Here is an 11,189-nt window from a genome sequence, read left to right as displayed (position 1 = left end):
TACGCCGGACCGCCGACAGCGACAAGACCGGTGACCGGGGCGGATCAGCCGAGTGCGGCCGCGAGCTGCGGTCGCGGTCGGACGGAACCGGGATAATGGGCGGGTGAGCACTCCTTCAGAAGGCACGGCACAGAGCATCCCCGGCTGGCGGCACATCTACTCGGGCAAGGTCCGCGACCTCTACGCCTCCGAGGATCCGGCAGACACGCGCATCCTCGTCGTGGCCTCCGACCGCGTGAGCGCCTTCGACTTCGTTCTCTCCCCCGGCGTCACCGACAAGGGCGCTCTGCTGACGCGACTGAGCCGCTGGTGGTTCGCTCAGCTCTCCGACTTCCCCAACCACATCGCCGAGGGCGAGCTGCCCGAGGAAGTCGCCGACCGCGCCATGCTCGCGCAGTCGCTGGAGATGCTGCCGATCGAGTGCGTCGTGCGCGGCTACATCACCGGTTCCGGCTGGGCCGAGTACCAGGAGAGCGGCACCGTGTGCGGCATCCCGCTGCCCGCCGGCCTGCAGAACGGCGACCGGCTGCCGGAGCCCCTGTTCACCCCGGCCTACAAGGCGCCGATGGGCGAGCACGACGAGAACATCACGTTCGAGCGCACCGTCGAACTGGTCGGGACGGAGCGCGCGGCCGAGCTGCGCGACACCTCGCTCGCGATCTACGCCCGTGCCGCCGAGATCGCCGAGGCGAAGGGCCTGATCCTCGCCGACACCAAGTTCGAGTTCGGGACGGATGCCGACGGCACCCTGCGCCTGGCCGACGAGGTGCTCACGAGCGACTCCTCGCGCTATTGGGACGCCGAGGCCTGGCGCACCGGCAGCACCCCGAGCGCACGCATGGCGAGCTTCGACAAGCAGATCGTGCGCGACTGGATGGCCGCGAATTGGGACAAGCAGGGCGAGCCGCCGGCGCTTCCCGCCGATGTCGTCGAGCGCACCGCCGACCGCTACCGCGAGCTGATCGACCGCCTCGGCGCCTGACCCGTCAGACCGGTTCGACGAGCCGCACGTCTGTGTGGACGAAGTCGTCTCCCTTGAAGAGCAGCGGCTCGTCGCGGGTGATCGCGAGCGCATAGGAGAAGCAGTCGCCGTAGTTGAGGCGAGCGCGGCTCCCTGACCCTCGGCCGTAGCGGGCGTGTGCCCTGCTCGCCAGGCGCGCCTGCACCTCATCGACGGGAACGACCTCCGATCGCGTCACCTCCAGAAGCTCGTCGAGCGCAAGCGCCTTCGCTTCGCCGCCCCTGCTGCGGAGGACGATCGTGCACTCCGTGAGCGTGGCCGCGGACAAGGCGAAGGGCCGCGACTCCAACAGGTCGCTCATCTCTTCGGCTTCCGGCTCAGCCATCAGCACCGCGACCAACGCCGAGGAGTCGACGATCATCGCGGCATCCCCGTCTCGTCGTAGAGCTCATCCATGATCTCCTCGGTCGTGCGCCCGGTGGAGGGAAGCTGCTGCGCCCGGCGGATCACCGCACGGATGCGGCGACGACGCTCCTCTTCGTCGGCCGATTGCTGCTGCTCCAACTCGGCGAGACGGCGCCGCACCGCATCCTCGACGGCACTCGTCTGACTCTGACCGGTCAACGCCGCGAGCCGACGCACGAGCTCATGCGTGGTCTCATTCTTGATATTGAGGCTCATGTCTACCATTCTACCTCTGCGTCTACCATGGTAGAAGCGCTCAGGGAAAACTCAGGAATCGATAGTGTTGCTCCGGCACTCCAGCCATCCCCCGAACCTTGAGGAGCCCGCATGGCCCTGTGGAAGCTGCACGGAAACGGCCGCACGGTCGAGCCCGGCGCCGTCGTCCGTCCCGACGAGCGCCTGAACTGGCCTGCGACGATCGCGATCGGACTCCAGCACGTCGTCGCGATGTTCGGCGCGACGTTCCTCGTGCCGATCATCACCGGCTTCCCGGTCGCGACGACCCTGCTGTTCAGCGGCGTCGGCACGATCCTGTTCCTGCTGGTCACGCGCAACAAGCTGCCCAGCTACCTGGGCTCGTCGTTCGCGTTCATCGCGCCGGTCACGGCGGCCACCGCCTCCGCGAACATGGGCACCGCCCTGGCCGGCATCGTCGCCGTCGGCGTGCTGCTCGCGATCATCGGCGTCGTGGTGCACACGGTCGGCGTCAAGTGGGTCGACCGCTTCCTGCCGCCGGTGCTCGCCGGAACGATCGTCGCCCTCATCGGATTCAACCTCGCCGGCGCCGCTCACAACAATTACGCTGCAGCACCCGTGACCGCGACGTTCACGCTCGCCATCACGATCCTCTTCGCCGTCGTGTTCCGCGGATTCCTCGGCCGCATCTCGATCTTCCTCGGCGTCATCGCGGGCTACATCTTCGCGGCGTTCCGCGGCGAGCTCGACTTCTCGGCCGTGGAGAAGGCCGACTGGGTCGGCCTCCCCACCTTCACCTTCCCGAACTTCACCGAGCCCGGCACCCTCACCGCCCTCGCCATGTTCCTCCCGGTCGTGCTCGTGCTGATCGCCGAGAACGTCGGACACGTGCGCGGCGTCGCGACCATGACGGGCGACGCGAGCGTGAACCAGCAGACCGGCAAGGCGCTGATCGCCGACGGCGTCTCGACCACCCTCGCCGGCTTCTTCGGCGGTTCGGGCACCACGACCTACGGCGAGAACATCGGCGTGATGGCCTCCACCCGCGTGTACTCCACGGCCGCCTACTGGGTCGCCGGCATCGCCGCGATCCTGCTCAGCCTCTCGCCCAAGTTCGGCGAGGTCATCAACTCGGTGCCCGCCGGAGTGCTCGGCGGCGTGACCACGGCGCTGTACGGCCTCATCGGCGTCATCGGCATCAAGATCTGGGTCGACAACCGCGTCGACTTCTCGCGCCCGGTCAACCAGTACACGGCAGCCGTCGCCCTGATCATGGCCGTCGGCGGGTTCATGATCAAGGACGAGGGATCCGGCTTCGAACTCGGCGGCATCGTCATCGCCACGGTCGCGGCGATCCTCATCTACCACCTGGGCAACCTGATCGCCCGTCTGCGCAAGACCGGCGCCGACGACCCGAAGCCGCTCGAGGCGGTCGGCCCGCTCGGCGGCGACCCCGCCTAGCGGGACGCGCATCGCGTTCACAACTCCTCAGAAACCCGGCCCGAACACCTCCGTACGGCCGTACCACTCCGGATCGACACAGTTTCTGCGGAGTTGTGAACCGATCGGCGGCGGCACTCAGCCGGCCGAGCGCGGCTGCAGGACGAATCGAAGGCGCGCGCCCGGCGGCAGTTGACCCGCGAGGTCGAGGCTGCGGTCTGTGAGGGCCCCGATGATCGGGTACCCGCCGGTGAGCGGGTGGTCGGGGAGGAAGAGCACCGGCTGCCCGTCGGGCGGCACCTGGATCGCGCCGGTGACCGCTCCCTCGCTGGGAAGCTCGCCGCCGACGGAACGCTCCAGCGCCACCTCGCCCCGAAGACGGATGCCGACGCGGTCGGAGCGCGGCGTGACCGTCCACTCCTGGGTCGTGAGCACCTGGAGTGCCTCCGCCGTGAACCAGTCGTCACGAGGCCCGAGCGTGATCTCGAGCTCGACGAGGTCACCGGAGGCCGGGAGGTCGCGCGGCACGGCACCAGGCTCGACGGGGTGCGACGCGGCATCACCGATCGGGAGCACGACTCCGGCCGAGAGCGGCTCCGGGCCGAGTCCTGCGAGGGTGTCGGTCGCACGGCTGCCCAGTGCGGGTGCTGCATCGAATCCGCCGCGGACCCCGATGACGTAGCGCAGACCGCGGTCCGGATACCCGAGGGGGAGCTCGTCGCCGTCGAACGTGGCGAAGGGCTCACCGTGGAGAATCGGGCGGGCGATGCCCTCGGCTCCGGTCAGGGCGAGCGCGCCGATCGCACCCGTGACGACCGCGACACCCGCCCCGTGGAACCGGAGCACCGCTCCCCCGACGCTCTCGAGCACCGCGGCTGCGGCGGCGTTCCCCACGGCGCGGTTCGCATCCCGCATCGCGCGCCGGTCGGCGGCCCCGGATGCCGACACCCCGAGTGCCGCGAAGCCCGGGCGCCCAGCATCCTGCACCAGCAGCTGCAGCGAGGGCCGGACGACCTCGACCGCGGATGCCGTGCCGAAACCCGGAGCATCCGCGTCCGCTGGGGCGTGTTGTTCCGCGACGCGCCGGGCGCGGGCCGGACCGTCTCCGTCTCGGCCCACGTGAGCCGCGCCCAGTCGAGCCGCGTCCCGCACCCGTTCGAACCGCACCAGGGTCCCCGGAGCCAGCAGGGCTGGCGGATCGCGGTCGATGTCCCACATCACGGCATCCGTGCGGCCGATCAGCTGCCAGCCACCGGGGCTCTCTCGTGGATAGACGCCGGTGAACGCTCCGGCGAGTGCGACCGAACCGGCGGGCACACGTGTGCGCGGAGACGAGCGGCGCGGCACGTCGAAGAGCGGATCGCTGCTCACGACGTATCCGAATCCGGGAGCGAACCCCGAGAACGCGACCCGCCAGTCCGCGGCGAGGTGCCGGTTCACGAGCTCCTCCGCCGAGACGCCGAGCGCGGATGCCGCTTCGTCGAGGTCTTCACCGTCGTACTGCACGGGGATCGTGACCTCCCCGGTGCCGGACGGATGCGCAGCGTCGACCTCCGTCGCCGCCAGCGTGCGCGCGAGCTCAGCGGCCGAAACACGCAGGGGGTCGAAGCGGACGAGTACGGTCCGGGCACCGGGGATGCGCTCGACGACGCCGGGCAGCCCCTCCCACACGAGGTTCAGGCGCATCGCCTCATCGAGGTCGGCCGCCTCGACGAGCAGAGCCCGATCGGATGCCGTGAGGATGCGCATCAGCCGACCTGCGCCGGTCGCCTCATCGGGAGCCCGCGAACGGTGCGATCGTGATGCCCGCGTCCTGCAGCATCCGCTTGGTCTCGGTGGCCATCGCCACTGAGCCGGGGCTGTCGCCGTGCACGCAGATCGAATGCGCCACCACGGGCACGTCCGTGCCGTCGATCGCCCGGATCACACCGTCGGCGGCGAGGCGAACCATCCGCTCCGCCACCGCGGCCGGGTCGTGCAGCACGGCACCCGCCTCGGTGCGCGACACGAGCTGCCCGTCAGGCTGATAGGCCCGATCGGCGAAGGCCTCGGCGGCGACGGCGAGCCCGGCCCGCTCGGCGACGTCGAGCACGACACCCCCGGAGAGTCCCAGCAGCACCAGGCTCGGGTCGATCGCGCGGATCGCCGCCACCACATCCTTCGACTGCCTCTCGTCGCGGGCGATGGCGTTGTAGAGCGCGCCATGCGGCTTGACGTAGGAGACCGTCCCGCCCACCGCGGCGGCGAGCCCCATGAGAGCTCCGAGCTGGTACTCGACGTGCGCCTGGAGCGTGGCCGAGTCGAGGTCGAGGCGGGTGCGACCGAAGTTCTCGTAGTCGCGATAGCCGGGATGCGCCCCGATCACGACGCCGCCCTCCACGGCGGCGGCGAGCGTCTGTCGGATGCCCTCCGGGCTACCGGCATGGAACCCGCACGACACGTTCGCGCTCGTGACGAGGCGGAGCATGCTCGCGTCATCGCTGACGATCCGGTCGGCGACGTTCTCGCCGAGGTCCGAGTTCAGGTCGATCGACGTCATGCGATCACCCCTGCGGCTCCGCCCGCAGAGCCGCCGTCGCACGCGGGCGTGGTTCGCCGTCGCGAAGCGGAACCGGCGCAGCGATGGGCGTCGCCGGCTCGGGCAGCCCGTAGCGGCGGTGCACCCAGCGCCGGGCATCCTCGAGCGGGTAGGTGTCGCCGAACACGGCGAACTTCACGAAGACACCCTCGAGGGTGCTGCGGAGCATGACCTCTTCGAGTGCGGGATCCTCGGCGCCGCGCGCGCGGAACAGCTGTCGCACGGCATCCTCCGCCGCGGTTGCGCGCACTTCGTGCCGAGCCTCGGACTCAGCGAACAGTCGATGCGTGGCCGGCTGCTGCTGCATCGCCAGCACCGCTCGCTGCAGAGGGATCGCGTAGGCGGTGGCCGTGAGGGCGCCGTCGATCACGGCGGCGAGCATCTCGTCCGGGGTGCCCTCCACGCGGGCGAAGCCGAGCACCGTCTCGAACCATCGGTCGATGACGGCGGCGACGAGCTGCTCCTTGCCGCCGAAGTGGTAGTTCACGAGGCCCTGGGCGACCCCCGCCCGCGTCGTGATCGCGGCGATGCTCGCGCCCGCGACGCCTCGTTCACTGAAGACCTCGATGGCGGCCTCCAGGATGGCCTCCCTGGCGCGTTCTCGGGCCAGCCGGTTCTGCTCGTCGGAGCGTGCCACGCGGCATCCACCTCCTGAGTTCAGCCGGCCTGTTTTTCCCGAATGCTCCCCCTGCCGTATAGATTAATCACTGAATGTCCGTTCAACCTATGAATGGATTCGATCTTCGGCTGGCTCGCTCAGCCGAGCACGACTTCGGAGATCCGAGGCGCCACGCCGCGGCATCCATCCTTCGGGGGGCGATTCGCCGCCGATCACGACGTCGTGCAACACAAACGCACGGGTGCGTCCCTGGCCAGGAGGGGGCGTCAGGGGCGCGCCCGTGTCTCACCGGATGGCCGAAGACCGACCTCAGGCCGAGGCGCGGACCACGAGCTCGGTCGGCAGGATCGTCGTCTGCGGCGGATCCTGCCCGGCGAGACGGGACAGCAGCACGCGGGCCATGGTCTCGCCCTGCGCGTACATCGGCTGACGCATCGTCGTGAGCTGCGGATCGGTCGTGATCGCGACGGACGAGTCGTCGAACCCGACCAGGGCGATGTCCTCGGGGACGCGCACACCGGCGGCGCGCAGCACCGTCAGCGCGCCGCGCGCCATCAGATCGCTGGCGACGAAGATCGCGTCCGGTCGACCTGTTTCGAGGATGCGCCGTGCGGCATCGGCGCCGCTGGCCTCGCTGTAGTCGCCCTGCTCCTCGGCGAACGGCGTCAGCCCGGCCTCGGCGAGGGCGGCCCGGAAACCCTGGATGCGGTCGCCGGAGGAGACCATGGTCAGCGGGCCCGAGATCGTCGCGATCCGCGTGCGTCCGATGTCGATCAGTCGACGGGTCGCGGTGCGGGCACCCGCGACGTTGTCGACGTCGACGACGTAGTCGCCCTCGAGCCGGCGCACGGGCCGACCGCCGTAGACGACAGGCACGGCGTCCGCGACCCGGTCGATGAACGCGTCGCTGGTGTGATGCGAGACGATCAGTGCGCCGTCGACGCCGCCGTTGCGCACGAAGCCGGTCATCTTGTCGCCCGGGTCGTCACTCGCGATGAGCAGGTTGAGCAGGTAGTCGGATCCGCCGAGGGCACCCGTGATGCCGGCGACGATCGCGGCGAAGAACGGGTCGCCGAAGAAGCGGTTCGTGTCTTCCGGCACGATCAGGGCGATCGCGTGCGTCTGCCGCGAGGCGAGGGAGCGCGCCGCGCGGTTGGGCACGTAGTTCAGCTCGTCGATCGCGGCGCGCACCGCGGCCAGCGCCTCCGGGCTCACCGCCGTCGACCCGTTCACGACCCGCGACACGGTCGACCGGGAGACACCGGCTGCCGCGGCCACCTCTTCGATGGTCGCTCGTGGCGACATCAACGTACGCACTCTTCCATCGCCCTATTCTCACCGACGTTCGCGCTTCGAATCGCGCACACGGTCCCATCCGGGCCCCGGATGGGACCATTCACCCGATCCGAACGCCCTGCGGCTAGAGCGAGCGGGCCGCGATGATGCGCGCGTACTCCCGGCCGGAGTCCTTGAGGCTCCGCTCCTGGGTGTCGTAATCGACGCGCACGATGCCGAAGCGCTTGTCGTAACCCCAGGCCCATTCGTAGTTGTCGAACATCGACCAGTAGAAGTAGCCCCGCACGTCGACACCCGACTCCGCGGCATCGAGCACCGCACCCAGGTGCAGGCGCAGGAACTCCGTGCGGTCGGCATCGTGCACGCGCGTCTCGCCGTCTTCGACCACCACGACGTCGTCGTAGGCGGCGCCGTTCTCGGTCATGTACAGCACGGTGCCCGCGGGCTCGGCGTATTCACTCCAGACCCGCTGCAGCACCCGGGTGAGGCCCTCGGGCTGCACCTCCCAGTTCTGCGCCGTGCGCGGCAGCCCGCGCTCGACCGAGTGGATGCCGTCGCTCGACGGGTAGGGGCTGCGGCCGGCGCGCTCGGTGGCGGGCCCTCCGGAGACCGGCGCCTGAGCCGGAGCCGTGCCCGACAGGAAGTCGCCGTGGTAGTAGTTCACACCCTGCGTGTCGATGGGCTGGGAGATGGTGTCGAGGTCGCCGTCGTGGACCGCGGCCTCGAACTGCGCGACGGCGTCGGCATCCACCGCGCGGATGTCCTCGACGATGTCGGCCGGATAGCTGCCGCGGTAGATCGGGTCGAGGAACCAGCGGTTGAACTGCCCGTCCACGCGGCGGGCGGCATCGACGTCCGCGGGGTTCTGCGGATCGGCGGGATCGGCGACCGTGTGGTTCAGGGTGATGCCGAGGTTGAGCGAGGCGTCGCGTCCCCGCAGCTCCTGCACGGTCTTGCCGTGCGCGAGCAGCAGGTGATGCGAGGCGAGCAGCCCCTCGGCGACGCTGGTGTGCCCCGGAGCGTGCTCCCCTCCGGTGTAAGAGAGGAAGGACGAGCACCAGGGCTCGTTGAGCGTCGTCCACACGTTCACCCGATCGCCGAGCGCGTCGTGCATGGTGCCGGCGTACTCGAGGAACCGGTCGACCGTGTCGCGGTTCGTCCAGCCACCGGCATCCTGCAGCGCCTGCGGCATGTCCCAGTGGTACAGCGTCAGCCAGGGCAGGATGTCGGCGGCGAGCAGCTCATCGACCAGGCGCTCGTAGAAGTCGACGCCCGCCGGGTTCACGGCACCGCCGTCCGGCCGCACCCGTGACCACGACGTCGAGAAGCGGTAGGTCTGCAGCCCGAGCTCGGTCATGAGGGCGACGTCGTCGCGGTAGCGGTGATAGTGGTCGCAGGCCACGTCGCCGTTGTCGCCGCCGATCACGGCGCCGGGCACGCGGGCGAACGCGTCCCAGATCGATGCCGTGCGCCCATCCTCGAACGCCGCCCCTTCGATCTGGTACGCCGCGGTCGCAGCGCCGAAGAGGAAGTTCTCGGGGAAGGAGCGGGTCATACGGGTCATCCTTTCACCGCGCCCGCCATGATGCCACTGACCAGCTGCCGACCCGCGACCACGAAGAGCACGAGCAGCGGGAGGGTCGCGAGCACCGCACCGGCGAGCACGATCGAATAGTCGATGTAGTAGCCCGACTGCAGCTGGCTGAGCGCCGTCTGCAGGGTCGGGTTCTGCGGGGAGAGCACGATCAGCGGCCACAGGTAGTCGGTCCACGCCGTCATGAAGGTGAAGAGTCCGAGGATCGCCATCGCCGGTCGGGCCGCGGGGAGTCCGACCGTCAGGAACGTGCGGAACTGGTTCGCGCCGTCCATGCGGGCGGCTTCGATCAGCTCGTCCGGGATGACGTCCACGAGGTACTGCCGCATGAAGAAGACGCCGAACGCGGTGACGAGGGTCGGGACGATGACCGCGCCGATCGAGCCGGTCCACCCGAGCTCCCGCATGAGCATGAACAGCGGGATGATCCCCAGCTGCGTCGGGATCGCCATCGTGGCGATCACGAAGATCATCATCCCGTCGCGGCCCTTGAACTTCAGCTTCGCGAAGGCGTAGCCGGCGAGGGTGGAGAACGTGACGACCGAGATCGTGATGATGCCCGAGATCAGGAACGAGTTGCCCAGCGCGAGCCAGAACGGGATCGCATCGAAGACCTTGGCGGCGTTCGCCAGGAAGTTCCCGCCGGGGATCAGCGGCAGGGTCTCGCCGCGGGTGGCGTTCGTGCCACTGGCGACCACGACCGACCACCACAGCGGGTAGACGCTGCCGATGATGAACGCGGCGAGGAGCCCGTAGGTCAGGAATCCGGGGCGGCTGCCGATGCCGGCGTTTCCTCCGACGGCACGACGCCGGCGGATCTTCTCGGGGACGCTCAGCGCCTGGGTGGCGGTCATCGCGCGTTCTCCTCGGTGGTGGTGGCGATCGTCGTGGACGCGGCTGCGGTGGCCGCCGCCGCAGCGGCAGTGCGGGCTCGGCGTCGGGCCGCACGGTTCTTCGGCCCGTCCCCCGTGGAGATGCGCCGGGAGATGAGGAAGTTGATCACTCCGATGCCGACGATCAGCAGGAACAGCAGGATGGCGACGGCAGACGCCTCGCCGAGGTCGCGGCGGAAGAACGCCAGCTCCCAGAGGAAGAGCACCGTGGTCTGGAACTGCCGGTCGCTGCCGCCGATGCCGCCCGCGGTCGAGACGTCGAACAGGCGGGGCTCGGCGAAGATCTGCAGGCCGCCGATCGTCGCGGTGATGATCACGAAGATCAGGGTCGGACGGATAGTGGGGATCGTGATCGAGAAGAAGCGGCGGGCGGCGCCTGCACCGTCGAGGGCGGCCGACTCGTACAGGTCGCGCGGCACCGCCTGCATGGCGGCGAGGAGGATCAGGGCGTTGTACCCGGTCCAGCGGAAGTTCACCATCACGGCGATCGCGATGTGCGACAGGGCGGTGTTGTGCTTCCACTCCTGGTCGGCGATGCCGATGAGGTTGAGCAGGTTGTTGGCCAGGCCGTCGGCTTCGTTGAAGATGCTCGAGAAGATGATGGCGACCGCGACCGGGGTGACGACGAACGGGATCAGCACGCTCATCCGCCAGAACGTCGGGGCGCGGAGTCCGCGGTCGAGGAGGTAGGCGATCACGAGCGCGACGGACAGCTGCGGGATCGCGGAGAGCAGGAAGATGCTCAGGGTGTTGCCGATCGAGTTCCAGAACATGGCGTCGCCGAGGATCTCGACGAAGTTGCCGACGCCGACGAAGTCGCCCTCACCCTTGAGCAGGTCCCACTCGTGCACGGCCACCCACACGGTGTAGAGCAGCGGGAACAGGCCGACCAGCCCGAACAGCAGGAAGAACGGCGAGATGTAGAAGTACGGGGAGGCGTTCTGGTCGAACCGCGAGACGCGGTGGCGCCAGGGGCGCTTCGGCGGATTGGTCGGTGCCGAACCGGATGCCGTGCGCTGCTGCTCCGCAGGCGGGGCGGTGAGAGTCATGGGGTGTCCTTTTGAGGTGCAGGGAGACGTTTCGTCTCGCTGCGCTCGCTCAACGACCGGATGAAGACTGGTCGTTGAGCGAGCACGGCGGAGCCGAGC

At 69.4% G+C, this 11,189-nt stretch carries 11 protein-coding genes; 2 read left to right on the top strand and 9 right to left on the bottom strand.

Annotated elements, in window-relative coordinates; genetic code table 11:
• Positions 1 to 103: 103 nt before the first annotated feature.
• Positions 104 to 982, top strand: a complete 879-nt coding sequence (locus CQ034_RS08770; RefSeq protein WP_105710734.1) for a phosphoribosylaminoimidazolesuccinocarboxamide synthase — start codon at positions 104 to 106, stop codon at positions 980 to 982.
• A gap of 4 nt (positions 983 to 986) precedes the next feature.
• Here the strand turns inward: CQ034_RS08770 and CQ034_RS08765 are convergent, their stop codons facing one another.
• Both CQ034_RS08765 and CQ034_RS08760 read right to left on the bottom strand, forming a co-directional pair.
• Entirely contained in the window at positions 987 to 1,382 is a 396-nt protein-coding gene (locus tag CQ034_RS08765; protein ID WP_105710733.1) for a type II toxin-antitoxin system VapC family toxin, read from the bottom strand.
• Positions 1,379 to 1,642, bottom strand: coding sequence for a type II toxin-antitoxin system VapB family antitoxin (locus CQ034_RS08760; protein ID WP_105710732.1), 264 nt, complete (start codon positions 1,640 to 1,642; stop codon positions 1,379 to 1,381). The genes CQ034_RS08765 and CQ034_RS08760 overlap by 4 nt, the downstream gene beginning before the upstream one ends.
• Before the next feature lie 111 nt (positions 1,643 to 1,753).
• On the opposite strand from CQ034_RS08760, the gene CQ034_RS08755 reads away from it, so the two are divergent.
• Positions 1,754 to 3,082 (top strand): uracil-xanthine permease family protein, encoded by a 1,329-nt coding sequence (locus CQ034_RS08755; protein ID WP_105710731.1) that lies wholly within the window; start codon positions 1,754 to 1,756, stop codon positions 3,080 to 3,082.
• A 117-nt stretch (positions 3,083 to 3,199) separates the two neighbouring features.
• Here CQ034_RS08755 and CQ034_RS08750 read toward each other — a convergent pair whose 3' ends face one another.
• The 7 genes from CQ034_RS08750 to CQ034_RS08720 form a co-directional block, all read right to left on the bottom strand.
• A complete protein-coding gene (locus CQ034_RS08750; RefSeq protein ID WP_105710730.1) occupies positions 3,200 to 4,810 on the bottom strand; it encodes an urea amidolyase family protein in 1,611 nt (536 codons plus the stop codon).
• Between the two features lie 22 nt (positions 4,811 to 4,832).
• Positions 4,833 to 5,600, bottom strand: coding sequence for a LamB/YcsF family protein (locus tag CQ034_RS08745; protein WP_105710729.1), 768 nt, complete (start codon positions 5,598 to 5,600; stop codon positions 4,833 to 4,835).
• Between the two features lie 4 nt (positions 5,601 to 5,604).
• Positions 5,605 to 6,276 carry a TetR/AcrR family transcriptional regulator gene (locus CQ034_RS08740; RefSeq protein ID WP_258134148.1) on the bottom strand — a complete coding sequence of 224 codons (672 nt, stop codon included), beginning with the start codon at positions 6,274 to 6,276 and terminating at the stop codon, positions 5,605 to 5,607.
• A gap of 291 nt (positions 6,277 to 6,567) precedes the next feature.
• Entirely contained in the window at positions 6,568 to 7,563 is a 996-nt protein-coding gene (locus tag CQ034_RS08735) for a LacI family DNA-binding transcriptional regulator (protein ID WP_029263072.1), read from the bottom strand.
• 115 nt (positions 7,564 to 7,678) lie between these two features.
• A complete protein-coding gene (locus tag CQ034_RS08730; RefSeq protein WP_181156261.1) occupies positions 7,679 to 9,109 on the bottom strand; it encodes a GH1 family beta-glucosidase in 1,431 nt (476 codons plus the stop codon).
• A 5-nt stretch (positions 9,110 to 9,114) separates the two neighbouring features.
• Positions 9,115 to 10,002, bottom strand: a complete 888-nt coding sequence (locus CQ034_RS08725; RefSeq protein ID WP_091032633.1) for a carbohydrate ABC transporter permease — start codon at positions 10,000 to 10,002, stop codon at positions 9,115 to 9,117.
• A complete protein-coding gene (locus CQ034_RS08720; RefSeq protein ID WP_105710727.1) occupies positions 9,999 to 11,090 on the bottom strand; it encodes a carbohydrate ABC transporter permease in 1,092 nt (363 codons plus the stop codon). Before CQ034_RS08720 ends, CQ034_RS08725 begins: the two co-directional genes overlap by 4 nt.
• Positions 11,091 to 11,189: the final 99 nt, after the last annotated feature.

The sequence above is a fragment of the Microbacterium sp. MYb45 genome (genome assembly GCF_002979655.1).
Taxonomy (GTDB): domain Bacteria; phylum Actinomycetota; class Actinomycetes; order Actinomycetales; family Microbacteriaceae; genus Microbacterium.
Note: the sequence above shows the minus strand (reverse complement) of the source record. Positions and strands in the feature narration are given on the sequence as shown.

Excerpts from the sequence above, each read along its gene's own strand:
- CQ034_RS08765 (WP_105710733.1), bottom strand. The coding sequence starts at position 1,382 with ATGATCGTCGACTCCTCGGCGTTGGTCGCGGTGCTGATGGCTGAGCCG.
- CQ034_RS08760 (WP_105710732.1), bottom strand. The coding sequence starts at position 1,642 with ATGAGCCTCAATATCAAGAATGAGACCACGCATGAGCTCGTGCGTCGG.
- CQ034_RS08720 (WP_105710727.1), bottom strand. The coding sequence starts at position 11,090 with ATGACTCTCACCGCCCCGCCTGCGGAGCAGCAGCGCACGGCATCCGGT.
- CQ034_RS08725 (WP_091032633.1), bottom strand. The coding sequence starts at position 10,002 with ATGACCGCCACCCAGGCGCTGAGCGTCCCCGAGAAGATCCGCCGGCGT.
- CQ034_RS08745 (WP_105710729.1), bottom strand. The coding sequence starts at position 5,600 with ATGACGTCGATCGACCTGAACTCGGACCTCGGCGAGAACGTCGCCGAC.
- CQ034_RS08755 (WP_105710731.1), top strand. The coding sequence starts at position 1,754 with ATGGCCCTGTGGAAGCTGCACGGAAACGGCCGCACGGTCGAGCCCGGC.
- CQ034_RS08730 (WP_181156261.1), bottom strand. The coding sequence starts at position 9,109 with ATGACCCGCTCCTTCCCCGAGAACTTCCTCTTCGGCGCTGCGACCGCG.
- CQ034_RS08750 (WP_105710730.1), bottom strand. The coding sequence starts at position 4,810 with ATGCGCATCCTCACGGCATCCGATCGGGCTCTGCTCGTCGAGGCGGCC.
- CQ034_RS08735 (WP_029263072.1), bottom strand. The coding sequence starts at position 7,563 with ATGTCGCCACGAGCGACCATCGAAGAGGTGGCCGCGGCAGCCGGTGTC.